Origin of the sequence: Bradyrhizobium sp. TM102, assembly GCF_009176685.1 — a bacterium.
GTDB lineage: Bacteria > Pseudomonadota > Alphaproteobacteria > Rhizobiales > Xanthobacteraceae > Bradyrhizobium > Bradyrhizobium ottawaense.
The window spans coordinates 4,191,238-4,216,757 of record NZ_AP021855.1 but is presented as its reverse complement, the minus strand read 5'-3'; the positions used below and the strand labels follow the sequence as shown (position 1 = coordinate 4,216,757).

24 protein-coding genes are annotated in these 25,520 nt (G+C 64.3%); 13 read left to right on the top strand and 11 right to left on the bottom strand.

Annotation, left to right across the window (positions count from 1 at the left end; genetic code table 11):
• Position 1: 1 nt before the first annotated feature.
• The 3 genes from GDN70_RS20210 (at position 2) to GDN70_RS35025 (ending at position 2,786) form a co-directional block, all read left to right on the top strand.
• Positions 2-1,102, top strand: coding sequence for an ABC transporter ATP-binding protein (locus GDN70_RS20210; RefSeq protein ID WP_028144588.1), 1,101 nt, complete (start codon positions 2-4; stop codon positions 1,100-1,102).
• Positions 1,103-1,136: 34 nt separating this feature from the next.
• A complete protein-coding gene (locus GDN70_RS20205; RefSeq protein WP_152102930.1) occupies positions 1,137-2,126 on the top strand; it encodes a hydroxyacid dehydrogenase in 990 nt (329 codons plus the stop codon).
• Positions 2,127-2,294: 168 nt separating this feature from the next.
• The gene (locus GDN70_RS35025; RefSeq protein ID WP_028144586.1) at positions 2,295-2,786 is read left to right on the top strand and encodes a hypothetical protein; all 492 of its coding nucleotides are present in this window, start codon (positions 2,295-2,297) and stop codon (positions 2,784-2,786) included.
• A 64-nt stretch (positions 2,787-2,850) separates the two neighbouring features.
• On the opposite strand, the gene GDN70_RS20195 is transcribed toward GDN70_RS35025, so the two are convergent.
• Positions 2,851-3,348: a DUF1993 family protein gene (locus GDN70_RS20195; RefSeq protein WP_173015954.1), complete on the bottom strand. Its 498-nt coding sequence runs from the start codon at positions 3,346-3,348 to the stop codon at positions 2,851-2,853.
• 126 nt (positions 3,349-3,474) lie between these two features.
• On the opposite strand from GDN70_RS20195, the gene GDN70_RS20190 reads away from it, so the two are divergent.
• The 6 genes from GDN70_RS20190 (at position 3,475) to GDN70_RS20165 (ending at position 11,977) form a co-directional block, all read left to right on the top strand.
• Positions 3,475-4,254 carry a transporter substrate-binding domain-containing protein gene (locus tag GDN70_RS20190; protein ID WP_028144584.1) on the top strand — a complete coding sequence of 260 codons (780 nt, stop codon included), beginning with the start codon at positions 3,475-3,477 and terminating at the stop codon, positions 4,252-4,254.
• Positions 4,255-4,501: 247 nt separating this feature from the next.
• A complete protein-coding gene (locus tag GDN70_RS20185) occupies positions 4,502-5,383 on the top strand; it encodes a DUF2147 domain-containing protein (RefSeq protein ID WP_152102928.1) in 882 nt (293 codons plus the stop codon).
• A gap of 447 nt (positions 5,384-5,830) precedes the next feature.
• Positions 5,831-8,623 carry a PAS domain-containing protein gene (locus GDN70_RS20180; RefSeq protein WP_161966446.1) on the top strand — a complete coding sequence of 931 codons (2,793 nt, stop codon included), beginning with the start codon at positions 5,831-5,833 and terminating at the stop codon, positions 8,621-8,623.
• Positions 8,620-10,197, top strand: coding sequence for a CHAT domain-containing protein (locus GDN70_RS20175; RefSeq protein ID WP_038951089.1), 1,578 nt, complete (start codon positions 8,620-8,622; stop codon positions 10,195-10,197). The genes GDN70_RS20180 and GDN70_RS20175 overlap by 4 nt, the downstream gene beginning before the upstream one ends.
• 16 nt (positions 10,198-10,213) lie before the next feature.
• Positions 10,214-11,470 carry a hypothetical protein gene (locus GDN70_RS20170; RefSeq protein WP_038951088.1) on the top strand — a complete coding sequence of 419 codons (1,257 nt, stop codon included), beginning with the start codon at positions 10,214-10,216 and terminating at the stop codon, positions 11,468-11,470.
• 150 nt (positions 11,471-11,620) lie between these two features.
• On the top strand, positions 11,621-11,977 hold the full coding sequence (locus tag GDN70_RS20165; protein ID WP_028144579.1) for a hypothetical protein: 357 nt from the start codon (positions 11,621-11,623) through the stop codon (positions 11,975-11,977).
• A 64-nt stretch (positions 11,978-12,041) separates the two neighbouring features.
• Here the strand turns inward: GDN70_RS20165 and GDN70_RS20160 are convergent, their stop codons facing one another.
• Positions 12,042-12,446, bottom strand: coding sequence for a cupin domain-containing protein (locus GDN70_RS20160; protein WP_028144578.1), 405 nt, complete (start codon positions 12,444-12,446; stop codon positions 12,042-12,044).
• Between the two features lie 19 nt (positions 12,447-12,465).
• On the bottom strand, positions 12,466-13,164 hold the full coding sequence (locus GDN70_RS20155; RefSeq protein ID WP_028144577.1) for a ribonuclease activity regulator RraA: 699 nt from the start codon (positions 13,162-13,164) through the stop codon (positions 12,466-12,468).
• 252 nt (positions 13,165-13,416) lie between these two features.
• Between GDN70_RS20155 and pxpB the strand changes: the two genes are divergently transcribed.
• From pxpB to GDN70_RS20140, 3 genes are read left to right on the top strand one after another with little or no spacing between them, the layout of a single operon-like run.
• On the top strand, positions 13,417-14,148 hold the full coding sequence (gene pxpB, locus GDN70_RS20150; protein ID WP_028144576.1) for a 5-oxoprolinase subunit PxpB: 732 nt from the start codon (positions 13,417-13,419) through the stop codon (positions 14,146-14,148).
• On the top strand, positions 14,145-15,182 hold the full coding sequence (locus GDN70_RS20145) for a biotin-dependent carboxyltransferase family protein (protein WP_038970363.1): 1,038 nt from the start codon (positions 14,145-14,147) through the stop codon (positions 15,180-15,182). Before pxpB ends, GDN70_RS20145 begins: the two co-directional genes overlap by 4 nt.
• A gap of 31 nt (positions 15,183-15,213) precedes the next feature.
• Positions 15,214-15,981 carry a LamB/YcsF family protein gene (locus GDN70_RS20140; RefSeq protein WP_038970364.1) on the top strand — a complete coding sequence of 256 codons (768 nt, stop codon included), beginning with the start codon at positions 15,214-15,216 and terminating at the stop codon, positions 15,979-15,981.
• A 111-nt stretch (positions 15,982-16,092) separates the two neighbouring features.
• On the opposite strand, the gene GDN70_RS20135 is transcribed toward GDN70_RS20140, so the two are convergent.
• The 5 genes from GDN70_RS20135 to GDN70_RS20115 all read right to left on the bottom strand — a co-directional run bounded on the left by GDN70_RS20135 (position 16,093) and on the right by GDN70_RS20115 (position 21,948).
• The gene (locus GDN70_RS20135; protein ID WP_173015837.1) at positions 16,093-16,245 is read right to left on the bottom strand and encodes a hypothetical protein; all 153 of its coding nucleotides are present in this window, start codon (positions 16,243-16,245) and stop codon (positions 16,093-16,095) included.
• 205 nt (positions 16,246-16,450) lie between these two features.
• The gene (locus tag GDN70_RS20130) at positions 16,451-18,076 is read right to left on the bottom strand and encodes a sulfite reductase subunit alpha (RefSeq protein ID WP_038949089.1); all 1,626 of its coding nucleotides are present in this window, start codon (positions 18,074-18,076) and stop codon (positions 16,451-16,453) included.
• Positions 18,073-19,860 carry a NirA family protein gene (locus GDN70_RS20125; RefSeq protein ID WP_038970365.1) on the bottom strand — a complete coding sequence of 596 codons (1,788 nt, stop codon included), beginning with the start codon at positions 19,858-19,860 and terminating at the stop codon, positions 18,073-18,075. Before GDN70_RS20125 ends, GDN70_RS20130 begins: the two co-directional genes overlap by 4 nt.
• Positions 19,861-20,197: 337 nt before the next feature.
• Positions 20,198-21,361 carry a CmpA/NrtA family ABC transporter substrate-binding protein gene (locus GDN70_RS20120; RefSeq protein ID WP_028144571.1) on the bottom strand — a complete coding sequence of 388 codons (1,164 nt, stop codon included), beginning with the start codon at positions 21,359-21,361 and terminating at the stop codon, positions 20,198-20,200.
• Complete coding sequence (locus tag GDN70_RS20115; protein WP_027542860.1) at positions 21,358-21,948, bottom strand: ANTAR domain-containing response regulator; 591 nt, start codon at positions 21,946-21,948, stop codon at positions 21,358-21,360. The genes GDN70_RS20120 and GDN70_RS20115 overlap by 4 nt, the downstream gene beginning before the upstream one ends.
• Positions 21,949-22,059: 111 nt before the next feature.
• Here GDN70_RS20115 and rimO point away from each other — a divergent pair, with 111 nt between their 5' ends.
• Positions 22,060-23,385, top strand: a complete 1,326-nt coding sequence (gene rimO / locus GDN70_RS20110; protein ID WP_095424130.1) for a 30S ribosomal protein S12 methylthiotransferase RimO — start codon at positions 22,060-22,062, stop codon at positions 23,383-23,385.
• A gap of 138 nt (positions 23,386-23,523) precedes the next feature.
• Here the strand turns inward: rimO and GDN70_RS20105 are convergent, their stop codons facing one another.
• From GDN70_RS20105 to GDN70_RS20095, 3 genes are all read right to left on the bottom strand, one after another.
• A complete protein-coding gene (locus GDN70_RS20105) occupies positions 23,524-23,943 on the bottom strand; it encodes a carboxymuconolactone decarboxylase family protein (protein WP_038970367.1) in 420 nt (139 codons plus the stop codon).
• Entirely contained in the window at positions 23,876-24,307 is a 432-nt protein-coding gene (locus tag GDN70_RS20100; RefSeq protein ID WP_028144568.1) for a MerR family transcriptional regulator, read from the bottom strand. The genes GDN70_RS20105 and GDN70_RS20100 overlap by 68 nt, the downstream gene beginning before the upstream one ends.
• Before the next feature lie 178 nt (positions 24,308-24,485).
• Positions 24,486-25,433, bottom strand: coding sequence for a hypothetical protein (locus GDN70_RS20095; RefSeq protein WP_095424129.1), 948 nt, complete (start codon positions 25,431-25,433; stop codon positions 24,486-24,488).
• Between the last annotated feature and the right edge of the window lie 87 nt (positions 25,434-25,520).

The window sequence follows — 25,520 nt, the reverse complement described above, 5'->3', positions numbered from 1 at the left end:
GATGGCTGACGTTGCATTGCGGAAGGTAGTTAAGCGTTACGACGACGTCGAAGCCGTGCGCGGCATCGATCTCGATATCGCCGACCATGAGTTCATCGTCCTGGTCGGCCCCTCCGGCTGCGGCAAGTCGACGACGCTGCGCATGATCGCGGGGCTCGAGGACATCAGCGACGGCGACATCATGATCGACGGCGACGTCGTCAACGACGTGCCGCCGAAAGACCGCGACATCGCGATGGTGTTCCAGAACTACGCGCTCTATCCGCACATGACGGTCGCCGAGAACATGTCGTTCGGGCTGCGCCTGAAGCACTATCCCAAGGCCGAGATCAAGGCGCGGGTGACGGAAGCCGCCCGCCTGCTCGACATCACCGACCTGATCGACCGCAAGCCGAAGCAGCTCTCGGGCGGCCAGCGCCAGCGCGTCGCGATGGGCCGGGCCATCGTGCGCAACCCGAAGGTCTTCCTGTTCGACGAGCCGCTGTCCAATCTCGACGCCAAGCTGCGCGTGCAGATGCGGATCGAGATCAAGAAGGTGCACCAGAAGGTCCGCACCACGACTGTGTACGTCACCCACGACCAGGTCGAGGCGATGACCTTGGCCGACCGTGTGGTGGTGATGAACAAGGGCAAGATCGAGCAGATCGGCACCCCGAACGAGCTCTACCACAAGCCGGCCACGCGCTTCGTCGCCGGCTTCATCGGCTCGCCCGCCATGAACTTCATCCCGTGCCGGCTCGAGGACGCCGGCGGCACGCTACAGATCCGGCTCACCGACCGCATCGCGTTCGCGCTGCCGCCGGCCCGCGCGGCGCGCTACAACGCGCTGCCGCGCACCGACAAGCTGCTGCTCGGCCTGCGGCCCGAGCATCTCACTGAGTCGCATGCGCATCTGGGGCCGGGCGTCGAGAGCTTCGACACCGTGCTCGACGTCACCGAGCCGATGGGAATGGAGACCCTGGTCTATTTCGGGCTCGATGGCACGCCGATCTGCGGCCGCGTAGATCCCAACGCCGGCGCCAAGGACGGGGCACCCATGCGTTTGGCGATGGACCTCAATAACATGCACCTGCTAAACGAGGCGACCGGCGTCGTGTTGTGACGCCGGTCCAAGAAACTCGCGCAGGCAGGGGACGATGGCGACCAACAAGAAGAAGATTTTCATTACACAAACTTTGTCGCAAGGGGCACGCGCCCTCCTCACCCAGCGGGACGATATCGAACTCGTCGAGTTTGCGAACCTAATCTCGGCAAAGGACTTCGAGGCCTTGCTGAAGAGCCATGCGCCGGTCCATGGCGTGGCGCTCGGCGCCACCGCCTTCGGCGAGACCGAGCTCGAGGCGTCCAAGGACATGAAGGTCGTGACCCGCATCGGCGTCGGCTACGACGCCGTCGACGTGCCCGCCCTCTCCCGCCGCAAGGTGCCGCTGATGGTCGCGGGCAGCGCCAACTCGCCCTCGGTCGCCGAGCAGGCGCTGTTCATGATGCTGACGCTGGCCAAGCGCGCGAACGAGTTGCACGCCTGCGTCAAGGACGGCAAATGGGCCGACCGGCTCGGCATGCTGCCGTTCGATCTCTACGGCAAGACCGCGCTGATCATCGGCTTCGGCCGCATCGGCAGCCGTACCGCCAAGCGGTGCCTGGCGATGGAAATGACCGTGCAGGTCTACGATCCCTACAAGCCAGCCGCCGAGATCAAGGCCGCCGGCTGCGAGCCTGTCGCCGACCTCGACGCCGCGCTGCCTCACGCCGATTTCGTCACCATCCACTGCCCAAAGACGCCGGAAACGGTCGGCCTGTTCGATGCGGCGCGGATCCGCCGGATGAAGCCGAAATCCTATCTCATCAACACCGCGCGCGGCGGCATCGTAAAGGAAGCCGCGCTGTACGACGCCCTGGTCTCCGGCAAGCTCGCCGGCGCCGGCATCGACGTGTTCGAGGTGGAGCCGCCGCCGGTCAGCAACGCGCTGTTCGCGCTGCCCAACGTCATCATCGCCCCGCACGTCGCCGGCGTCACGGTGGAGGCGGTGAGCCGGATGAGCGAGCAGACCGCGCGCAATATCCTGAGCGTGCTGGACGGCGATCCCATCAGGCAGAACATCATCAATCAGGACGTGCTGGGCTGAACAAGCCGAAGGCGGGCGGATTAATCTACCCGCCTTCGGAAGGCCAGAATGCGTCCCATTTTGGTGCAGATCGAGCCCCAACTCAGCCTTAATCAAACGCGCCTAATGTTCCCGGCCGCGGCGGCAGTGGGACAGACTGGCCGGCCGCGTCGAGCTGGAGGATGGACCTTGTCAGAGATCGACCCGACCGACCACGCGCTGGCGACCATCGCCAGCATCCTGGAGCACCCCGAGCCCGTCCTCGTCGTCCGCCACACCGAGACCGAAATCGTGGTCGCCGGCGAGCGTGAGCATGTGGCTTCCGACGAGCAGGCAGTCATCGACGAACAGCCGGCTCTCGACGAGCATCCGGTCGTCGAGGAACAGCCGCTGGTGCCGGAGCACACCGATGCCGACGGCTACAGCAAGGTCGGGCCCGGGCCCATGGTGGCGATCCGCCTGAAATGGACGGTCCATCGCGGCGATGACGGCCAGTATTACGTCCACGAGACCATCGGCGAACAGTCCACGCCCGTGGTCAGCGGCCCCATGACCAGCGAGGCCGCGGTACATTTCGTCGACGTCCAGCAGGACGAGGCGAACAGGCGCTTCGAGCAGCTGCGCAGCGAGATCGCCGGCCGCAGCTCGCTCGCCGATTACGAGCGCAAGGGCGAAGCCTAGCGCTCCGGCCGGAGGTCTCGGTACACCTTTCCCGAAGGGAGAGGTGTACGCCGAGCCTCGGCAACTACTTCCTTCCCAGATAATCCTTCTTCACGAGCTCGACGCCTGCGTGCCGCAGCAGGTCGTAGGCCGTCGTGACGTGAAAGAAGAACTGCGGGACACTGAACGTCAGCAGCAGCGCGCGCCCGGTGAAGGGCAGCTCGGTCCCGTTCTTCAGCCTGAAGAAGACATTCCGTTCCGCCGCCGCATCGATCTCCGCGCGCGGCAGGCTTTCGATGAACTCGATCGAGGTTGCGATCCGCGCCTGAAGCCCGGCCATGTTGTGCTCCAGCGCCGGCAGCGCCACCGGCTCGAGCTCCGCCAGCAAGGCCGGGGCGACCACCGCATGCCGGCAGGCCTCGCCGACCTGCTGCGCCAGATCGTACATGTTCGGGGCCAGCCGCATACCGAGCAGAACGGCCGGATTGAACTTGCGGGTCTCCGCATACGCCACACCCTTGTCGAGCAGCCCCGACAGGTTGCGCAAATGCGGGACGAAGAGGCCGACAGAGGCCTCGTACATCGAGATCGTCACGTCCAGATTCCCTTCAATTCCATCTCGCCAGCGACCGGCATCTGGTCTAAATCCACCCCTCAAGGGCGGCACAATGACAGCTCGCGCAGGGGTGGAAAAGAGATGATCGTTCGGATGGCTGTTCGAATCGTGGTGGCTGCGGCCGTGGCGTTGCTGGCAAACCTTTCGGCTCACGCGCAGCAGGCGCCCTCGCGCCTCGACGAGATCGTCAAGCGCGGCACCTTGCGCGTCGGCATGACCGGCGACTACAAGCCTTTCACCTATCTGGACAAGGCGACGCAGCAGTTCAGCGGCTTCGATGTCGACATGGCGGAGTCACTGGGCAAGGCGCTCGGAGTCAAGGTCGAGTTCGTGCCGACGGCCTGGCCGAAGCTGATGAAGGATTTCGAGGCCGACCAGTTCGACGTCGCCATGGGCGGCGTCTCGGTCACGTTCGATCGTCAGAAAAAGGGATTCTTCTCGACGCCGATCATGCGCGAGGGCAAGACGCCGATCACGCGCTGCGCCGACGTCGGCAAGTACCAGACGCTTCCTGATATCGACAAGAAGGGCACCCGCGTGATCGTCAATCCCGGCGGCACCAACGAGCGCTTTGCGCGTGCCAACATCAAGGACGCCGAGATCAGCGTTTTCTCCGACAATACCGTGATCTTCGACGAGATCGCCAAGGGCAACGCCGATCTGATGATGACGGACGCCTCCGAGACGCGCTACCAGCAGAAGCAGCACGCCGGCGTGCTCTGCGCGGTGCATCCCGAAAAGCCGTTCGACTTCTCCGAGAAGGCCTATTGGCTCCAGCGCGACATGGCGTTGAAGGCCTTCGTCGACCAATGGCTGCACATTTCCATGGAAGACGGCAGCTACAGGAAAATCTACGCCGCCTGGTTCGATTAGAGCGTTTTCGGACGAAGTGGGTACCGGTTCGCGCAACGAGAGCCCCGTCCCGATTGCGTCGGAACTGAATGGGCTCCAGCCGCGTCCTCCTGTCGCTTGCCCCCGCCAAACTTTGGACCGGCTGTTGGCCTATTGAACCCGGAACCGCAGGACGACGACTCATACCGTGACAGTGATCTAGATCACTTTTTACGATCGAGCCGGCGCGTAAGCGTCGGTGCGGGGACCACCTTTTCAGGAGATGGAAATGAGGAAGCTGTTGGCCACGGCCGCATTCCTTTTGGCGAGCACCGCTGCGCAGGCGCAGTACACCTTCGAATATGGCGGGCGCACCATCCGCATCGACCCGGACCGCGGCACCGTGCAGATTCCGGGCGTGTACGACAACACCGGCCAGGGCAAGGCGAAGAAGGCCAAGAAGAACGAGACCACCCCGGGCCAGCAGCCGCCGCAGCAAGCCACCGTCGAGCCGCAAACGCCGGCTGCGCCAGTTCCCGCTCCTGCGCCGGTCGCCCCGCCGCCAGCGGCTGCGCAGGCGCCTTCGCCTGCCCCCGCCGCCGTAGCACCCCCGCCGCCTGCTCTGCCTCCGGCCGCGACCGCCAGCAATGCGCCGGCCGAGACCGCCGTGTCGCCGCCGCCCGCGCCCTCTCCTCCGGCCCCTGCGCCGGTCGAGCAGCAGGCAGCGCCCGCCGCGCCGCCGCCGGCCCCGACCGTGGCTGCCGCACCTCCGGCTGCGGCCCCGCCTCCACCGCCCGCACCGGCCCCTGCCCCCGTTCAGGCCGCCGCCGTCGCTCCACCAGTTCCTGCGACCGCGCCTACGCGCGATCTCAATTCACCGCTCGGCGTCTGGCTCACCGAGGAGAAGGAAGGCAAGGTCCGCATCGAGCAATGCGGCACCAATCTGTGTGGTTATTCAGTCGACGGCAAATCGAACCAGAATGGCGAGCAGGTTCTGATCAACATGAAGCCCAGCAAGGACCAGAAATGGTCCGGCCGCATCCTCGATCCGAACTCCGGCTCGACCTACGATTCGACGATCGCGATGAAGGGCACCGACCGCCTGCGCGTGCAGGGCTGCGCCTTCGGCGGCATGTTCTGCGGCGGCCAGACCTGGACGCGCGTGAATTGAGCGGCTGATAGCACGTGAGCCAACATGGCGCAGCCAGGCTGACGCTTTTTCGCTCCACAACCTGCAATCGATGATCCGACTGCCGGGATAGTCGTCGCTATCCCCGCCGGGACCTCGTGCGTACGACCGCTCGATTCAAATGCCCCCACTGTGAACCATTTCATACTCTGCCCGCCATCGTTGCTTCTAGTCTGGATTGATAGCCAGACTATTTGCGACCTGATTACCGCGCAGTCGGCGCCGTTTCGCCGAGATTGAGTAGACCGAAAAGAACCATTTGCCGATCTTCTTTCGGCGCCGATAGTTGCGTAAGCGAGCGAGGTTGTTATGGAGGAACTCCGTGCGACGCCATCGCTAGTCTCAGGTGACTGGGGCCCCGGCTTGTTGATGTCGGAGGAAAGCATACGACGCCATGTGATCGGCGCGCTCCGTAGTCGGCAGACAAGCTTGACGACCGCGCTGCAGCCTCTGGTCGACGAGCAAATGCGGATGCTCGTTTCGGAGTTCGGTTTCGACGCTCAGACCGTGGGCAAGATCCTGCAATCGCAAAATGCCATGCTGAGCGTATTGTCGGATCGGTATGACGCGCTCGATGAAGCCGCACATTACAGCGAGCTTCCCTTCGTCGAACTGGCGAACGACGGCCGCATCGTCTATTCGAACGCGGCATTCGACAAGCTCATTCCCGGCAGGCGCGGCGCTGCTTTCTCCGGGTTGTTCGGATCCCGTGCAGCCGATGTGTGCATGGCCCTCCGGGCAAATCACAACACGAGTTTGCGCGCTGACATCCAGACCGACGAAGCGGTTCGTCAGGTCAGAGTCGAGATCGGCCCGCTGCGCGACGAAGACGGAAAGCCGGGCAATTACGCACTTCTTCTCGACCAGAGCGCTGAACAGAGCCGCCTCGATGCCTTGCAGGATGGCGTGCTCCGCACCGACCTCACAGGCAAGATCCGGTTCGCAAACGAGCGCGCGGTGCAGGTTCTGGGCTTCTCGGAATCAGAGCTCAAGGAGATGTCGCTCTCCCTCGTATTCGGACCCGAGGACGAGGGAACGACGAATCCGTTCGCCGAATGGATCACCAAGGAGACGGGCTTCTCGAGTTTCGTCAGGCTCCGCCCAAAAGACGGTCGTTCTGTCCTGGCAAGGGTCAGCGGAACGCCCTACATGGAAGCACCGAACAGCTCGGCCGGGTTATTGGTGCTGTTCGCCCCTCTTGCCGAAGATCGCGCCCGTCGCGAGCTCAAGACGATTTTGGCCGAGCACGCTGATCCGCAGAAGATCATCGAGGCAACGCTTCAGGTCATCGGCAAAGTCATCCCATTCGAAATGAGCACGTTCGGGGTCTACAACGATCTCAGCGATTACTGGCGAGCGGTCACTGTCTTTCCAAGACCTGGCTGGGAGTGGAGCACGCGTTGGTTCAAGGTGCCGCCCGGCGTGATCGATTGGCTCGAGCAGGGCAAGACGTGGGACAACAATTTGGCCGCGTTCGTCGAGCGCCTCAATCCGGAGGAAATGGACAACCCGGTGAGCAAGGCCATCATCGCCGACGAATTCGAGTCGATGCTCGTATTGCCGATCCGCAAAGCCGGAGGCCGGTTTGGAAGCTCACTGGCTCTGCTGTCCCGCAAGCACAAATACTCCGCCTCGGATCTGCGCACGCTGCAAAATCTCGGCGTCGAGGAGATATTGCAGGCCGCAGACGCCGCCATGGAACATGCCCAGGCACGCGCCTTGCGCAAACTCAAGGACGATTTGAACAAGGCAGCGAGCGCACGCGCCATCGCTGAACTGCTCGCCACAGGCACCACGAAATGCCTGGGCTGGGAGTATGTCGGCGTGTTCCGGGTCGATCGCCGCCGCAGCAAGTTCGTGCTGGTCGCCGAGCACGTCAAGAACGACCGGAACCTGCTCGTGAAAGCAGCTGACCGCAAGGCCGAATATACCCAGGAGCTGTCCAGCGGCATGCTCGGCAGCTGCCTGGCCGAGCGGAGCATTCTGGTTGTTCCTGACATCAGCGACACCGAGCGGAACTACGGCTTCATCAAAACCGCACCCGATCAGCGATCCGCCATGACAGTTCCCCTGTTCGTGAATGGCAAGATCGAACTGATTCTGGACATGGAGTCATCGGAGCTCAACGCGTTCCGTGGGCCTGATCAGGACGCGGCAAGTGGCCTCGCCGCTGACTGCGAACAGATCTTTGCGGCTCGCTGGCACGAAGCGATCGAGCACGCGCTCATGGATAGAATCGAGCAGGCGGCCGTCATCGTGGACGCCGTCGGCACGATCTGCCACATGAATGGTGCAGCGGAGAACATCTTCGGCCGGGCGCGTGACAAGAAGCTCTCGTCATTTGGCGCCCGGAACGAAGATTCCATGCAACTGTCGGAATGCGGGATCCAGCACCGCCTTCACATCCACCTGACGATCGGCGACGCACCGCGCACCGAGCTGACGACTCTCGCAAATCGCGAGCCGTTGAATGACGACTATGGTCATCAACTCTGGCTGTTCACCAGCCTTGCCGACCAAAGCCGGGAGAGCGACTGGGGTTATCTGGAAGAGACCGTCACCGCCGTCGCACGCGAGACCCGCGCCCCACTGTTGATGGCCGATGGCCTGCTGCGCGGCGCCGCATCGCTCCTGAGCAAACCAGAGCTCATGAGAAATTGCGCCGAGCTGCTCGAGCAGGCCGCCAACCACCTGCTGAGGGCCGACCTGACTTTCGAACGTCTGTCCGATCGTCTGACCGTTCAGCAGACGCCGCAGGAAGCCCCCGAGCAATTCGACGTATTGGAAGTGCTCTATCACGAGGTCGAAGGCCTTCCCGTCGAGGATCGTGACGCAATCCACGTCGTCGACGAGATTGCGATGCGTCGTCCGGTGCTTGTCAAGGGATGGACGAAGAGGTTGAGCTTTGCGTTTCGCTCTGCGCTCAGCTCCCTCCTGTTGTTGCGCATCACGCCGAACGACAGGTTGACCGTGACGATCGCGGAACGGCCGCCGCATCGTCTCTCGGTGTCCATGCGCTTACCCGCGACAATTGCCGACGCTCTGACACCGTCGGCGACGGACCCGATCGAGCAGAGCCAGCACCGGGCACGGCAGATGGCCAGCGTCGCGGTCGAGGCTATTCGCAAGGCTGCCGAGCAGCACGACGGCGATCTGATCGAGCTGGACGGCGCGGGATTCGAGTTCAACCTGCCATTGTGCGTGCAGGAGGCACCGGTATGACAGCAAAGATTGCCATAGCCACCGCCGAACCAAACATGTTCGAAACGCTACGGGGACATCTGCTCGCGGCAGGAGTGGCCCTGGAGGACTTGTACGACAAGCCTTTGATGACCCCGGACCAGACCAGCGAGTGGCTCATCGCGAATGAGACTGAATTGCTCGTGCTCGACGCCCGGTTGCCGACTGATCCCAGCGCCGTTTACGACACACGTACGACACTCGGCGCGAAGCACGTGCTCAACACCGTCGTCCTGGCCCAGGACCCCCACACCTCCGTGCTGGTCATCGCGCCTTCGTTCGGAACCTGCGCGGACCTGGAGGAAGAGTGCAGAGCAGCAGGCAACGCCCTAATCCTGCCGATGGACGCGCTGCAGCTGCACCGGCATCGGATCTTGCGCCCGTTCATTGCGATTCTCACCGGGCATCCCGACGAGACGAATGCGATTCCGGGCGCGTTCCGCGTGATCGAGATCGAAATCCATAGCGCCAAGGTCGAATGCCGGCTCGGAACGGGTGAAGACGGCTCTCCTATGCTTCGCTGGAACACCATCAGCGATCTCGATGACCTCAAATCTGCCGCCCAGACCTATGCGCGCGATGAGATGCCGCTGAACAACTGGCTCGGCCAAACGCGGGACATCGGAACACGCTTGTTCAAGAGCTTCGTTGTCAAAGCGATCGGCGAACATCTGTTCTCGCAGATCGAGAAGTCCGCGGGCGGATTGGTGGGACTGTCGTTCCGGTTCGTCATCAGCGACGCAGGCTTTTATCCGGTGCCCTTCGAGGCGAGTGTACGTTATCTCTCGGAGGAAAATGGGCCATTCGTGCTTCTATACGCGCCGATTGTCCGGCGCATCCCGTCCTTTGTCCGCGGAAGGGCCAGCGAACGAGCGCGGATCAAACAGGGCGCAAAACTGATGTTCGTTCGTTCTCAGATCGGTGAACATCCCGATCTGAAGCTCGACAGTGCGATCTGCGATGGCAAGAAATTCGACAAGCTTGGCAACATCGATACCGAACTGGAGCATGTGAAACAGCTGGGTGCCGCGGGCTGTTTCGATTTGAAGATCGTCAACTTGTCGGACGCCCCTCCGGGCGAGGCCGCCCCCTATCTGCTGAAGCAGCTCGACGCATTCCGGCCGACCATTCTCCACTACGCCGGTCACGCCTGGAGCGATGGCCAGCAGACCGCGACCCTCGTCCTTCCCGGACTGCAACCGCAGCAAGCGGTCGGCCTGAAGCTCGACAGGGTGGCGGCATCCGACGGGCTTTCAACGACGACTCTGGTCTACCTCTCGGCCTGCCGTGGCATCTCGAAGGGCTGCGTTCAGCAACTGGTGATGAACGGGATCCCCTACGCCTTGGGCTTCCGCTGGAATGTCGAGGACGAACGCGCGCCTCAGTTCGCAAGGGAGTTCTATGACGAGCTCTACAAGACGCGGTCCGTTTGCGTCGCGTTCCGCAAAGCCTGCCGCGCATCGTGGGAAAGCCTGAACTACGACGAAGAGAGCCCGATCTGGCTCTCGCCGATCTTGCTGGCGCAGTCGACCGATTGGGCAGCACGCTGCCAGTGAGCAACCACTGGGCAGCTTGGAGTGGAAGGATGTCATGACAGTCTGGGCCACACTCAAGAACGTCGTGGAGCACTGGGCGAGCCGCGAGTTGCGGCGCCCATACGTCGGTTACGTCGCATCGAGCGGTGGCAACGCGATGACAGCGGGACAGACCTTCCTGCCCGAAGCGAGCTATTTCGGCGTGCGCATGGTCGAAATGGGCTTGCGAGAGGGCGGCAAGTTTTTCAGCTCGTTCCTTCCGCTCGGCGTCGTGCTCACCGAGTTCAGCTTCGGCGACGGGCGTCAGCGCCGGCCCACGATCCTGAGCAACGACGAGATCGCCGCTCAGCTGAAGGCGGCCGGTGCCGCTCCTGGTTACGTCGACTTCAAGAACATCTACGCCGTCAGGCGCGCGCCCATGAAGCAGGACAATTTGTCCCTGTTCGTCGGGCTGTTCCGCCTTCCGTTTCACGACGTCGCGCAACAGGTCCTGCAATTGGCCGCCGACCTGACCACACAGACCGGGCTCGCGCCGGGTGTTTCCGACGGGTTGCGCGTGGCTGAAAAGATCTACGACCGGGTCGCGGGCCTGTTCGGACTCAACATCGTCACGCCCTTGTTCTCCTACGCCGACGGCAATGCGCTCGGCCGCAGCGGCTATCTCCTGGTTGCCGGCTCCGATCTCGACGAAGCGGTTGCCAAGCGGCTGGTGGTGACCGACGACAGATTGCTGCTGGACGGTCAGCGTGTGTCTGGCCTGGACTATTGCCTCCTGGCCATTGAGTTCACAGCCAGCCTGCTGCCCGAGGGGCCGGATACGATCAACCCTCTCACCCAGCTCGGATTTCATCGACACTGGCAGGGTGTTGCAAGCAGCATCATGAAGCGGGAGCTGGAGCATGCGGACGAACAGATGCTGACGCTGCGCTCCGAAGTGATCACTTCGCCTGAGCTCGCCGAAAACGATCGTCTCGTGGCCATCGGCGCCTACCAGACCAGCTACGACAAGCTCGTGGAGCGCGTGACACCGAAAAATGCTCACCGCGGCTGGGAAGAGGCACTCCTGGCCGACCCCAACGACAAGACAATCGCCAAACCGGCCGTGACAGAGCTCCTGAAGGGCATGCAAATCCGCCTGCTCACCGGCATCAAGGACGCCCCGGACGATCCGGACAAGCTTTTTGCGTCCGAGGCGTTCGCATTGCGAAAGACTGTCGGCAAGGCCCCTCTGGTCGATACAAGCTCCGCCGTCTCGCTGGCGCGCGTGCTCAATCGCACCGCGAAAGCAAGGTGATGGCGCGAACGCCTGCTTTCACGCCTCTGCCCGGCTGACGCTAGGACACGATCGCGTCGGCGCCGTTCGACCGCATCCGTGACACCCCTCACATCGGTCCGCCCCGCGTCGTGACACGATTTCCCCCAGGTTCAGCCAATGGGGCGTGTCATGCGACTTCCTTGCAAGGGTATCTTTGCCGCGATCTCGGCCATCGCCCTGCTCTGCGGACAGGCAAATGCAGCATCGACGAGCTTCGACGGCGCCTGGAACGTGCGGATCTCGTCCTCGAGCGAGACCTGCGGCAACGGCGCCACCGTCGCGATCGGTATCAACAATGGGCAGATCGCATCGACCAGCGCCGCGGTGACGGCATCGGGCCGTGTGGCGGACGCCGGCAGCATCAACGTCACCTTGAGCACCGGCATCAAGCGCGCCGTCGGCTTCGGCCGGCTCAGCGGCACCTCGGGCTCCGGCACCTGGCGCGGTGCGCTGTGCAGGGGCACGTGGACGGCGGAACGGATGTAGGTTGCGGTGTCCCGGACGCGGTGCAGCGTTGTAGCGCTGGCCGCCGATCCGGGACATGTGCGCCTCAGCCCAGCGCCGCGCCGTACTCCGCGTCCGTCACCGGCTCCAGCCAGGTCGAGTAGACGCCGTCGAGTGCTTCCTGCATGGCGATGTGGCACATGCCGTTGGTCGGCGAGGCCCCATGCCAGTGCAGCTCACCCGGCGGGATCCAGACGGTGTCGCCGGGGCGGATTTCCCTGACCGGACCGCCCTTGGTCTGGACGCGGCCGACGCCGGAAATGACGTAGAGCGTCTGTCCGAGCGGATGGTGATGCCAATTGGTGCGCGCCCCCGGCTCGAACGCGACGCGCGAGCAGTTCAGCCGTGCCGGCGCGGGCGCCATGATCACGGGATCCTGCCACACGGTACCGGTGAAGTTTTCCTTGGGCGCGCGGCGGGTCGGCCGCGTGCCGGCAACAGTGATTTCCATGGGGATGACCTCGCTTCCGTTACTTCTTGCTGGCGGCGTAGCGCGCCTTGGTCTCGGCGTTCATGGGATAGAGACCCGGCAGCACGGCGCCGTTGTTCACCTCGTTGACGATCCAGGCCTCCATCCGCTCCTGCTCGACGCCCTCGTTGAGGACGTGGTCGAGCATCGCCTGCGGGATCAGCACGCAGCCGTCCTGGTCGGCGACCACGATGTCGTTCGGAAAAACGGCAACCCCGCCGCAGCCGATCGGCTCGCCCCAGCCGACGAAGGTCAGGCCAGCCACTGAGGGCGGCGCGGCATAGCCGTCGCACCACACCGGAAGATTGGTGCCGAGCACGCCCTCGACGTCACGCACGACGCCGTCAGTGACGAGCGCGGTGACGCCGCGCTTCATCATGCGGGCGCAGAGGATGTCACCGAAGATGCCGGCATCGGTGATGCCCATGGCGTCGACCACGGCGATGCAGCCTTCCGGCATCGCCTCGATCGCGGTGCGGGTCGAAATCGGCGAGGACCAGGATTCCGGCGTCGCCAGATCCTCGCGCGCCGGCACGAAGCGCAGCGTGAAGGCCGGCCCCACCAGACGCGGCAGGCCCGGGCGCAGCGGCCGCGCGCCCCGCATCCACACATTGCGCAAGCCCTTTTTCAGCAGGACCGTGGTGATGGTGGCAGTGGTGATGCCGGCGAGGATCTTGCGGGCTTCGGGGGACAGCGACATGGAAACAGACGAGCTCCGGATGGGCGGGAAAGAACGGGCGCATCTTGCGAGCCGGGCGCTTTGCGTCAAGGGCCAAGAGGCTATCAATAATGCAGGGCCGGTGGGCTGTTATGCGACGCGATAACAAAGCCTTATCGTGGCCTCCTGCATTAATTTATTGGACTTGCGGGCGCATTTACGCGAAGCAGGGGTGAGCGGAACTTCGAGCCCGCTCCCGCAAAAGCCCGATTTCGACAGCTCTTCGACAGCTCAATGGCCGCGACGCTCCCCCCGCCCCGCCTTCTGCCCAGTGGCGACAGCGCCGTCACGGTCGAGTTCAGCCGCACCATCGACGACGATGCCAACCAGCGCGTGCTGGCGCTGGACAAGGCGCTCGCAGCAAGCCCCATCGATGGCATCACCGAGACGGTGCCGACCTATCGCTCGCTGCTGGTGCATTACGATCCGGGCAAGATCGGTTTCGACGCGCTCGGCGAAAAGCTGCTGCCGGTCGCCATTCAGCCGCCGCCGCCGGTGACCAAGGCGCGGCGCTGGCGCGTTCCCGTCGCCTATGGCGGCGAGCACGGCATCGACCTCGAGGATGTCGCCAGGGCGCTGAACACCACGCCTGATGACATCGTCGCACGGCACGCGGGCGGCGACTACAAGGTCGCCATGATCGGCTTCACGCCGGGCTGGTCCTATCTCAGCGGCCTCGACAAATCCCTGCACATGTCGCGCCGACAAAATCCGCGGCTGCTCACGCCCGCCGGCACGATCTCGATCGGCGGCGTCCAGGCCGGGATCCAGTGCCTCGCCGCCCCCAGCGGCTGGCATCTGCTCGGCCGCACGCCTGTCAGAACCTATCAACTCCACCGCGATCCAACCTTCCTCACCGAACCCGGTGACCGCGTGACGTTCTTCCCCATCGACCACAAGACGTTCGAGGAGTTGGACCGCGCTGCGGAAGCCGGAGAGATCGTCGCCGAGCAGGTGGACGCATGAGCCGGCTCGTCGTCGCCAGCATCGGCCCGGCAAGCTCCGTTCAGGACGGCGGACGCCACGGCGCGCAGCGCTATGGCTTGACGGTGAGTGGTGCGATGGATCGGCTGTCGCTGGCGGCGGCGAATACGCTGGTCGGCAACGAGCCGTTCGCGGCCAGCGTCGAGATCGGTCCGTTCGGCGCCACGTTCACCGCGCGCGATGGCGCCGTGCGCGTGGCGATTTCAGGCGCGCCGCGCAATGCGGACGTCGCCGGCAACCCGGTCGCGATGGACACATCGGTGACGCTGAAGGACGGCGAGACGCTGACGCTGGGCTTTGCCCGCGGCGGCGCATTTACGTATCTCGCCATCGAAGGCGCCATCAAAGGCGAGATGGTGTTCGGCAGTCTCGCGGTGAATGCCCGCGCCGGCCTCGGCAGCCCCTACCCGCGCCCGCTCCAGGCCGGTGACGAATTTTCGGTCGATGCTGCAAGCGGTGCGGGCGAATTGCGCATCGAACTGCCCAAGCCCATTAGCGGTCCGATCCGCGTCGTGCTGGGTCCGCAGGACGACGAGTTCGACGACGCCAACAAGGCGCTGTTCCTGGGCAGCGAGTGGAAGATCTCGGCGACCTCCGACCGCATGGGCTACCGGCTCGAGGGCCCCGCCATCAAGCATCTGCACGGCCACAACATCGTCTCCGACGGCACCGTCAACGGCAGCATCCAGGTGCCCGGCAACGGCTCGCCGATCGCGCTGATGATGGACCGCGGCACCTCCGGCGGCTATCCCAAGATCGCAACCGTGATCACGGCCGATGTCGGCCGCCTCGCCCAGACCTCGGCGGGAACCGCGTTCCGCTTCAGGGCGGTCAGCATGGCCGAGGCGCAGGACGAGGCGAGGAAGTTTGCGCAACTGATCCGCAACCTGCCCGCCCGTCTGCGCTCTGCCGACAGTGTCGCACTCAACATCGAGGCGCTCAGCGATGCCAACGTCGCGGGCTATGCTGTGAGCGCCATGGATGCCGGAACCTGGCAGGTGACGGCGGAGCCATAAACGACACGACGACCAAAGGCGGAGAGCACCCATGAAGACGATCGATCTCAATTGCGACCTCGGCGAAGGTTTTGGCGCGTGGGAGATGGGCAACGACGCCGCGATGATCGAGCTTGCAAGCTCGGTCAACGTCGCCTGCGGCTTCCATGCCGGCGACCCCGACATCATGCGCCGGACGGTGGAATTGGCGAAGGCGCGCGGCGTCTCGGTCGGCGCCCATCCCGGATATCGCGACCTGCACGGTTTTGGCCGCCATCCGATCGCGGGCCTGAAGGCGTCCGAGATCGAGAACCTCGTCGCCTACCAGATCGGCGCATTGCAGGCGATTGCGACCGCTGCCGGCCACAAGGTCACGCATGTGAAGGCCCATGGCGCGCTCTCCAATGTCGCCTGCGAGGACGACATGACGGCGAAGGCGATCGCCGCCGGCATCAGGGCGGTCGATCCCAGCCTGATCTTCGTCGTGCTCGCCAATTCGAAGCTGGTGAAGGCCGGCGAGGACGCCAATCTGCCGATGGTGCACGAGGTGTTCGCCGACCGCGCCTATGAGGACGACGGCAACCTCGTCTCGCGCAAAAAGCCCGGCGCGGTGCTCCATGATGCCAAGGCCATCGCCGACCGCGTGGTGCGCATGGTGCAGGACGGCGCGGTGGTTTCGGTGACGGGCAAGGTGATCAAGATGCGCACGGACACGGTGTGCATCCACGGCGACACGCACGGCGCCGTCGAGATCGCGCGGACCTTGCGTCAGGCCTTGAAGGATGCGGGGATCGAGGTCGCGCCGTTCAAGCGCGGGTGAAGCAAGACAGGTGCCGTAGGGTGGGCAAAGGCGCATAGCGCCGTGCCCACGATGTCTACATGATTGAGGCAGTTGGTGGGCACGCTTCGCTTTGCCCACCCTACGAGAGCTTTAGAACGGATGTACCGACAACGTGCCGAACACGATCGCAGCGATCACGGCAAACGCACTGTAGAGCGCGAAATGATGCATGCTCGCCCCGGTCCGCCGCGAGAGCGAGCGCGCGTAGAAGTGCAGCCTGGCTTCCGCCGATAGTTCGCGCATGGTCGATCTCCAACGCCCCATTTGCGGGATTATGAGGGATCAACCAGGGCGGGAGGCAAGATGCCGGAGGAAATAGCGATGCGCCTCCTCCGAAGCGGCCGCATTGCAGACGTAAATTCTCTCCAGGCGCAGGTTCCGAGAATCTTATTCGTTCAAATCCGAGCCGTTTGGAACCGGCCCGGATGACGGCAGCCTGACGATCGCTTTAGTAGACGTCGGCCTGGAAGCGGCCAGTCTTCTTGAGTTCGGCGACAAAACTGACGGCTTCGTCGGTCGAGCGCGCCCCGAACTGGGCGACGATGTCGACCAGCGCGCGCTCGACGTCTTTGGCCATGCGCTTGGCATCGCCGCAGATGTAGAGATGCGCGCCTTCGGCGAGCCACGTCCACACCTCGCGGCCGACCTCGCGCATGCGGTCCTGCACATAGAACTTCTTCTCGCCGTCGCGCGACCAGGCCAGCGACATGCGCGTCAGCAGACCCGAGGTCTTCATCGCATTGAGCTCCTCCTGGTAGAAGAAGTCGCAATCGCTGCGCTGATGGCCGAAGAACAGCCAGTTCTTGCCGGGTGCGCCGGTCGCCTTGCGGTCGAGCAGGAAAGCGCGGAACGGCGCAATGCCGGTGCCGGGACCGATCATGATCACGGGCGTCTTCGGGTCCTGCGGCAGGCCGAAACCGTGCGCCTTCTGCACATAGACCTTGAGATTCTCGCCTTCACCGATGCGCTCGCCGAGGAAGGTCGAGGCGACGCCGAGGCGCTTGCGCTTGCCGACGACGTAGCGCACGGAATCGACCGTCAGCGACAGCTTTCCGGGCGTCGCATTGTGCGAGGACGAGATCGAATAGAGCCGTGGCTGCAGCGGCTCGAGCGCCTCGACGAAAGCCTCCGGATGCGGCCGCGTGCCCGAGAACTTCTGCAGCGCCGCCATGACGTCGAGCGTGGCGGCATCGCCGTCGGGATCCTCGCCCTGCGCCAGTGCCCGCGCCTTCTCGCGCTGCGCGCCGCCGGTGATGAAGGAGATCAATTCGAACAACGTGTCGGGTGCCGGCGACAGCGAGACGTCGTCGATCAGCACCTCGCGCAACGTCTTGCCGTTGACCTTGGTGGTGTGGGAGGCGCCGAGCAGTGCGATGATCTGGTCGACGAGGCCGACCTCGTTGCGCGCGAACACGCCAAAGCTATCGCCGACGACGTAGTCGAGCTTGCTCTCGGAGAGATCGAACTCGACGTGATAGGTTTCCTTCTCCGACTTGCCCTTGTTGAGCAGACGGCGCGACAGGAAGGTCGCGGTCACGGGGTTGTCGCGTGAGCGGCCCGGCTCTGCGATCGTCACGGTCACGGCCGGCGCGGTCACCGCATCCGTCTTGTCAGCTGCCTTGTCACCCGTCTTGGCCGCCGGGGCCTTGTCCAGCTCCTCGTACAGCGACTTCAGCATCCGCGCGGTTTCCTTGCCGCCGGGGACGCAGAGATTGAGCCGCGCCTCGCTGCGGCCCGCGATCGCTTCCGAATAGTCGTGGCAATTGTAGCCGCACTGGCCGCAATCCTGCTGCGCCATCGCCGCCATCATCTTGCGGCGCACCGGGCGCCCCTCAGCGAGCTTCATCCGGTCGGCGATCGGCATGGTCTGGTCGTGCCACGGTGCTTCACCGTCGTCACCGTCGCCGGCTGCGCCTTGCATGACGGCGGCGCCCTGCTCCGCCGACAGCGGCGCGGCGACATCAGGCGACAGCAGCCCGGCAAAGAAGCCGTTCAGCCAAGAGCGCTGCGCATCGGAGAACGGTGCGCTGGCGGGAATGATATCGAGTTTCGGCGGAGGCGTGATCTGGTTCATGCGGACACCTGTGCATCGGCAAGCTTGCGCAGCGTCTCGCCGTCATGGCGGCGCGCAAAGGAGAGGAAGGTTTCGTCGGGCGACGAGCGATGGGCGATATAGGCCTTGAGCAGTCCCTCGACCGTCTTCGGCGCGTCCTCGGCCTTGAGGTCGTGATAGACCTCCTGCCCGACGTCCGCGTCGGGGCCGAACCCGCCACCAGTGAAGAGGTGGTAGCCCTCGACCGTGTCGTCCTCGTTCACCGGCACGCGCGCACCGATCAGGCCGATGTCGCTGATGTAATGCTGCGCGCAGGAATGGTGGCAGCCGGTGACGTGGATGTTGACCGGCTTGTCCATGGCGACGCGCGGCTCGCACCAATCACCGATCTCGGCTGCGCTGCGCTTGGTGTTGGACGCCGCGAAACGGCAGCCGGCATTGCCGGTGCAGGCGATCAGGCCGGCACGGATGTGCGAGACCTCGACCGCAAGCCCGATCTGCTTGATCGCCGCAACGGCGAGCGCGACATTCTCGTCGCGCACGCCCGAGATCAAAAGGTTCTGCCAGACGGTCAGGCGGATCTCGCCGTCGCCGAGGTCGCGCGAGACCTTGGCAAGACCGCGCATCTGGTCGCAGGTAAGCTTGCCGAGCGGCAGAGAAACGCCGATCCAGTTGAGGCCGTCCTGTTTCTGCTTGTGTACGCCGACATGCGCCATGCGGTCCGCGGCAGGGCGCGGCTGGAACGCCTCCTCCGGCACGCGCGTGAACGGTGTCTTCAATCGTTCCTCGACGAGCTTGAGAAAGCCGTCATGACCCATGGCGTCGAGCACATATTTCAGCCGCGCCTTGTTGCGGTTGGTGCGGTCGCCATGGTCGATGAACACGCGCACGATGGCATCGGCGACGGCCGTCGCCTGCTCCGGCTTGACGATGATGCCGGAATATTTAGCGAAGTCCTTGTGGCCGGTGATGCCGCCGAGGCCGAGGCGAAACCAGATGCCGGGCTCGACGCCGAAGCCTTCCTTCACCTCATACGCCGTGAAGGCGATGTCGTTGGTCTCCTCCAGCACCGCGATCCTGCCGGCGCCGTCGAAGGCGACGTTGAACTTGCGCGGCAAGCCGTAGAGCGAGCGATCGTTGAGGATGTGGTAGTGCCATTCGCGCGCATAGGGCCGCGTGTCGATGATTTCCTGCGGATCGATGCCGGCCGTCGGCGTTCCCGTGACGTTGCGGATGTTGTCGGCGCCGGAGCCGCGCGAGCACAGGCCGAGGTCCTGGATACCCTCGATCAGCTTCACGGCGTTCTTCGGCGGAATCTCGCGAAGCTGGAGATTGGCGCGCGTCGTGACGTGGCTGTAGGGACCGCAGAGCTCATCGGCGAGATCGGCAAGACCCGACATCTGCCAATGCTTCATGATGCCGTTCGGAATCCGCAGGCGGCTCATGTAGGAGTCCTGCGTCGGCGCGACATAGAAGATGCCGTAATAGCGCCAGCGGAAATTGTCCGCCGGGCTCGGCGGCGTGTTGTCGTGCGCCTGCTGGCGAAGCCGCGGATAAGCATCGAAGGGATGCTCGTCGCGCTTGAACTTCTCCTGATCGGCGAGCTTCTTGCCCGACGCGATCACCTTGTCCTGCGCCTTGATGTGCACGGCATCGGGGCCAACAGGCTCGGCGTTCGCCTTGCCGGCGCCGCCTCCACCGCCGAGACCACGACCGACCCGGCTGATCTGCAAACCGGTCGTAAAACCTTCGAGATAGCGTTTCTGCTCGTCGGTAAAGTCGACTGCGAGCGTATCGATTTTCATGGTCGGTAACGAAGCTCCTGCGGCCACCTGGGTGGCATCGACGGACATTGGCGCGACCCGTGAGGAACTGGGCTGGCCCTTAAGAGCCGGCTTCGTTACCCAACGGTCCGATCAGCTTCGTTGCTGCGGGACTCGGCTCAGCAGGCACCTGTGACAAGCTGGCCGCACTGCAACATTCAAGTTGCGTGCCAGCTTGGCCAAAATGGAAAACAACGCTATTTCAGATGATTAGACGCCTCCCCCGGAAACCCCGGGCGGCGCACTCTCACGAAATTCGGGCAGCCGGATCAAACTTTAGGCAATGAAACTTCTTGCCTAAAAAAGGCGCGGCTCCGAATCAGGCCTTCCAACGCCGGACCTCGAAGGCCTCGAGATGCCCCCGGATGTCGTCGGGATCGAAGACGGGCCCGGCGAACGCCCCGAACGCGGCGGGAGCCTGCTCGGGCGGCCGGCGGCCGAGGGCCGCATCGTAGAGGTCGGGCCTGAACACGGCCATCGCCGTCTTGACGCCCTCCGGACTGAGCGTCGTCTGCCCCCAACGCACCATCTGCGCATAGAGCCAGGCGGCCTGGACCGGATCGGGCCGCCCCGCCTCTTCCCGCCCCACCAGGAGATAGCGGCCGCTTTCGCGCACCTCTCCCTCGGGCGAGATCTTCAGGCGGCCGATGAGCGAGCGCTGGATCACCTCGGCATCGACGCCGATCCGCTCGGGCCGCGCCAGGATCTGCGCCGCCTCGGCCAGGTTCGCTGGGCTCTCGATGAACGCGGCGGCCTTCACCGCCGCGCGCACCAGGCTAGCGACCACGTCCGGATTCTTGTCGGCCCAGACCTGACGAACCGCGAGCACCTTTTCCGCGGCGCGCACCAGGATGTCGGAGACGAAATGCAGGATGTGGCCGATGCCGAGATCGACGGCGACCGAATTCCAGGGCGCGCCGACGCAGAATGCATCGACATGGCCGCTCTTGAGGCTGTCGACCATGTAGGGCGGCGGCAGCACCACGAGGCGCACGTCCTCGTCGGGATCGACGCCGGCCGCCGCCATCCAGAACCGCAGCTGATAATTGTGGGTCGAGAAGGGGAAGGTCATGCCGAAAGTCAGCGGCTCGGCACCCGCCTTGCGCCGCTTGGCCACCACTTTCGCCAGCGCTTTCGCCGTAACCATCGGGTCAAAGCGATCGCCGTCAATCTCCCCCATCAGCGCCGCATGAAGCGCCGGCGACACCGTGATGGCATTGCCATTGATGCCGAGATTGAAGGGGGCTGCGATCGGCACCTTGACGTGACCGAGCCCGAGCGAGGACGCAATCGCGACGGGCGCGAGCAGATGCGCGGCGTCGAACAGGCCGATATTGAGCTTGTCGCGGACGTTGGACCAGGACACCTCGCGCACCAGCTCGACCTCGAGCCCTTCGGCGGCGGCAAATCCCTTGTCGACGGCGACGATCAGGGCTGCGGCATCGACCAGCGGGATGAACCCGATGCGGAGGGGAGCAGTCATTTCAGCATCTCCGACGCGGTGATGATCGACTGGGCGATCTCGCCGATTTTCTTTTTCTCGCGCATCGCGGTGGAGCGCAGCAGCACGTAGGCCTCGTCCTCGGTGAGGCCCTTCACCTTCATCAGGATGCCCTTGGCGCGCTCGATGATCTTGCGGTCCTCGAGCTGCGACTTGGTGCGCTCCAGCTCCTCCTGCAGCTTGGCGAAGGCGTTGAAGCGCGACACGCAGAGGTCGAGGATCGGCTTGATGCGCTCCTTCTTCAGCCCGTCTACGATGTAGGCGGATACCCCCGCCTCGACCGAGGCCTGGATCGAGGCTGAATCGCTCTGGTCGACGAACATCGCGATCGGCCGCTTCACGGCGCGGCTGACCTGGAACATCGCCTCCAGCACGTCGCGGCTGGGGTTCTCCAGATCGATCAGGATGATGTCGGGGTCCACCGCATAAATACGGGCGAGCAGGCTCTGCATCTCGCGGATGTGGGCCACTTGCGTGAATCCGGCCTCCCGCAATCCCTCCTCCAGGATCGCAGCCCGGATCGGGCTTTCGTCGACGATCACGATTTTGGGTGACTGTTCGGCGCTCATGGCTCACTCACGGCAGGTGATTCATCCATAGCACGCCGGAACGCCCTGCAAAGGGTTGTAATTGTGGGCAATTGGGACTAGCTCAGGCCGGTCAATCAGGCAGATTTGGATATGGATCAGGCGGCTGCGCCCAAGGTCAGCTTTGTGTCGCTCGGGTGTCCCAAGGCATTGGTGGATTCCGAGCGCATCATCACGCGCTTGCGCGCGGAGGGCTACGAGCTCGCCCGCAAGCATGATGGCGCCGATATCGTCATCGTCAACACCTGCGGCTTCCTCGACAGTGCCAAGCAGGAATCGCTCTCGGCGATCGGCGAGGCCATGGCCGAGAACGGCAAGGTGATCGTGACCGGCTGCATGGGCGCGGAACCCGAGCAGATCGAGCAGGCCTATCCCGGCGTGCTCTCCATCACCGGCCCGCAGCAATACGAGAGCGTGCTCGACGCCGTGCACCGCGCGCTGCCGCCGGCGCACAATCCGCATGTTGACCTGGTGCCGCCGCAGGGCATCAAGCTGACGCCGCGCCACTACGCCTATTTGAAGATCTCCGAGGGCTGCAACAACCGCTGCACCTTCTGCATCATCCCGAAGCTGCGCGGCGACCTCGTCTCGCGCCCGGCCAATGACGTGCTGCGCGAGGCCGAGCGCCTGGTCGGCGCCGGCGTCAAGGAATTGCTGGTGATCTCGCAGGACACCTCGGCCTATGGCGTCGATCTCAAATATGCCGAGAGCCCGTGGAAGGACCGCCAGGTCCGCGCCAAATTCCTCGACCTCGCGCGCGAACTCGGCGAGCTCGGCGCATGGGTCCGGCTGCAATATGTCTACCCCTACCCGCATGTCGACGAGGTCATCGCACTGATGAACGAGGGCAAGGTGCTGCCCTATCTCGACATCCCGTTCCAGCATGCGAGCCCGGAGGTGCTGAAGGCGATGAAGCGCCCGGCGGCGCAGGACAAGACGCTGGCGCGGATCAAGCGCTGGCGCGAAGAGTGCCCCGATCTCGCCTTGCGCTCGACTTTCATCGTCGGCTTCCCCGGCGAGACCGATGCCGATTTCGCCTATCTGCTCGACTGGCTCGACGAGGCCGAGATCGATCGCCTCGGCTGCTTCAAATACGAGCCGGTTGCAGGCGCGACATCGAACGCGATCGAGAACCCGGTGCCGGAAGAGGTCAAGCAGGAGCGCTACAACGCGCTGATGGCCCGGCAGCAGAAGATCTCCGCGCGCAGGCTGAAGCGCAAGGTCGGCACGCGCCAGCAGGTCATCATCGACGAAGTCGGCCCGACCGTCGCCAAGGGCCGCTCCAAGGCCGATGCGCCGGAGATCGACGGCGCGGTTTATCTGACGAGCCGCCGCCCCTTGCGCGTCGGCGAGATCGTCACCGCGAAGATCGAGCGCGCCGACCAGTACGACCTGCACGGCAGCGTCGCGGGGTTCTGAGGTTCCAAGGCGCCGACAGCCATTGCGGTCCCCAGCGCTCGCGGGCGCGACCGGCGCGCGCCCAGCCATTCAACTTGCCCGCGTTCAGGCTGCGCGCACTGAACTACGGCGATGCACGATACACCGCGCCGACGTTCGTCAGGTCGCGTCTCCCGACGCCTGCCGTCCGTCCTGCGCGGCGAACACCTCCTTGGCTGCGAACAGCCCGTTCACCGCCGCCGGGAAGCCCGCATAGACGGCCATCTGCATGATGATCTCCACGATCTCGTCGCGAGAAAGCCCGACGTTCAGCCCCGCCTCGATATGCACTTTGAGCTGAGGCGCGGCATTTCCGAGCGCCGTCAGCGCGGCGATCGTCGCGATCTCTCGATCGCGCAGGCCGAGATCCGGGCGGCAGTAAATGTCGCCGAAGGGAAACTCGATCACGTAGCGTGCGAAATCCGGAGCGATGTCGGCGAGTGAGGCGACGACCTTTTCGCCGGCCTTGCCGTCAATGCGTGACAGGGCCCGCTGGCCGCGATCGAAGCGGCTTTCGGCATGTGTCGGGGCGTGCGTCATTTTCCTTCGTCCTCTGTTCGTCGCCGGCATAGCCGGCGATCTTGGTATCAAGGACGAGCAGGCATTCCTGGAGTTCGGCAATCTGCGTGCGAACCTGTTCGCGATGGATTTCCAGCATCTGCCGCCGGGCTGGCCCGGTGGCGTCGCCGTCGTCACGAAGCGCCGCATAACGCAACATGTCCCGGATCGGCATTCCCGTGGTCTTGAGCCGACCGATGAATGTGATCCATGTGAGGATCGATGCGTCAAAGTCACGTTGACCGGAGCGATCCCGGTCAGCGTATGGCAGCAGCCCGATGCGCTCATAGTAGCGCAGCGTGTGGGTCGACAAGCCGGTTCGTCTTGCGAGGTCGCCGATCTTCATGTGTGCCCGTTCTCGTACTGACGCACGTACAGATACCCCTTCGAGCGCGCTCTAAGTCAAGAGGGATCGAAGGTGCCCGTCCCCGCGAGGTCAAGCAAGAGTTACAACGCACTGATGGTGCGACAGCAGAAGGTCTCGGCGTGCCGACTGCACGGCAGCGTCGCGGAATTCCGAGACTTCAGGCTTCCGTCAGCCATTTCGGCACCCAGCGCTCAGGCCGGGGTGCGCGGGCGAGATCGGCTTTCGCCTCGGAGAGCAACGCTGGATCGCCGTCGATGGTCGGGCGTAGATCGTACTCGAAATTCGGCATGACGCGGCCGTCGGCATAGAGCCCAAAATTCATCGCGTACCACAGGCCAAGCTCGGGCTGGGCGCGGCGCATCTCCTCGCGCAGGTCGCGCAGCAGGGATTCGACCGAGGCGGCTTCCTCGAACGGCTGTGGTCCGTGCGAGAGCACGCGCGCCTGGTATTGCTTGCCGACGATCGCGATCTCGAATCTCGTCCGGTCCCAGGGCTTCTTGCCCTTGGGCAGATGGGCGGCCAGCCGCCAGCCGAGCTCGGCCATCAGGCGATGATTGGCCCAGTAATCTTCGCGATCCCGGCTCCATTTTTCCATGAAGCCGCGGAAATCGGGCAGTTCCGACGAATTGTCGTCGGGCGTCGCCGGCTCGCCGAGCGGCCGTCCGGCCAGCCATTGCGCAAGCTCGACCGTCTGCGGCTCGACCTCGTCATGCGGTTTGAGATCGCTCCAGGCATTGTCGAATTGTTGCGACGTCAGTTTGGCGAGCAGGCCGTCGAGGCTCGCCGCCAGCAGCTCGTAGTCGCCCTCCGAGCCCAGTCCCACGATCGGCGGATTGTCGCGGTCGAGACCGGCGCCGTACCAGCCGCCGACGGCCGAGCCGTCCGGCAGCCGCATGAACAGCGAAAACCTGTCCCGCAAGGGACTGCCGTCGGTGATCGGCGCGTGATCCGAGAATTGCCCCTGCAGCGAGAAGCAGCCGACGCTGCCCCAGGGACGCCCCTTGAGCCAGGTGGCAAAGTCGACAAGCAGCGGTGGCACTTCGATACCCGGCGGAAATGCGCCGCGAATGCTGTCGAGGTCGATGGGATAAGGCGTATCGGACAAGGCTGAAAACTGTCTGGTTGGTCCCGTCCCTCTTGGTCTCGCCCGAGTTGCGTCCGGTTCGAACCAAGTCGCGTCCTTCGATCACAA

Coding starts and splice junctions, on each gene's coding strand:
- GDN70_RS20185 (WP_152102928.1), top strand. CDS start 4,502: ATGAGGAAGCTGTTGGCCACGGCCGCATTCCTTTTGGCGAGCACCGCT.
- GDN70_RS20155 (WP_028144577.1), bottom strand. CDS start 13,164: ATGTCGCTGTCCCCCGAAGCCCGCAAGATCCTCGCCGGCATCACCACT.
- GDN70_RS20175 (WP_038951089.1), top strand. CDS start 8,620: ATGACAGCAAAGATTGCCATAGCCACCGCCGAACCAAACATGTTCGAA.
- GDN70_RS20115 (WP_027542860.1), bottom strand. CDS start 21,948: ATGAGCGCCGAACAGTCACCCAAAATCGTGATCGTCGACGAAAGCCCG.
- GDN70_RS20165 (WP_028144579.1), top strand. CDS start 11,621: ATGCGACTTCCTTGCAAGGGTATCTTTGCCGCGATCTCGGCCATCGCC.
- GDN70_RS20140 (WP_038970364.1), top strand. CDS start 15,214: ATGAAGACGATCGATCTCAATTGCGACCTCGGCGAAGGTTTTGGCGCG.
- GDN70_RS20160 (WP_028144578.1), bottom strand. CDS start 12,446: ATGGAAATCACTGTTGCCGGCACGCGGCCGACCCGCCGCGCGCCCAAG.
- pxpB (WP_028144576.1), top strand. CDS start 13,417: ATGGCCGCGACGCTCCCCCCGCCCCGCCTTCTGCCCAGTGGCGACAGC.
- GDN70_RS20195 (WP_173015954.1), bottom strand. CDS start 3,348: ATGTACGAGGCCTCTGTCGGCCTCTTCGTCCCGCATTTGCGCAACCTG.
- GDN70_RS20190 (WP_028144584.1), top strand. CDS start 3,475: ATGGCTGTTCGAATCGTGGTGGCTGCGGCCGTGGCGTTGCTGGCAAAC.
- GDN70_RS20125 (WP_038970365.1), bottom strand. CDS start 19,860: ATGAAAATCGATACGCTCGCAGTCGACTTTACCGACGAGCAGAAACGC.
- GDN70_RS20120 (WP_028144571.1), bottom strand. CDS start 21,361: ATGACTGCTCCCCTCCGCATCGGGTTCATCCCGCTGGTCGATGCCGCA.
- GDN70_RS20130 (WP_038949089.1), bottom strand. CDS start 18,076: ATGAACCAGATCACGCCTCCGCCGAAACTCGATATCATTCCCGCCAGC.
- GDN70_RS20145 (WP_038970363.1), top strand. CDS start 14,145: ATGAGCCGGCTCGTCGTCGCCAGCATCGGCCCGGCAAGCTCCGTTCAG.
- GDN70_RS20135 (WP_173015837.1), bottom strand. CDS start 16,245: ATGCGCGAACTATCGGCGGAAGCCAGGCTGCACTTCTACGCGCGCTCG.
- GDN70_RS20205 (WP_152102930.1), top strand. CDS start 1,137: ATGGCGACCAACAAGAAGAAGATTTTCATTACACAAACTTTGTCGCAA.
- GDN70_RS20100 (WP_028144568.1), bottom strand. CDS start 24,307: ATGAAGATCGGCGACCTCGCAAGACGAACCGGCTTGTCGACCCACACG.
- GDN70_RS20210 (WP_028144588.1), top strand. CDS start 2: ATGGCTGACGTTGCATTGCGGAAGGTAGTTAAGCGTTACGACGACGTC.
- GDN70_RS20105 (WP_038970367.1), bottom strand. CDS start 23,943: ATGACGCACGCCCCGACACATGCCGAAAGCCGCTTCGATCGCGGCCAG.
- rimO (WP_095424130.1), top strand. CDS start 22,060: ATGGATCAGGCGGCTGCGCCCAAGGTCAGCTTTGTGTCGCTCGGGTGT.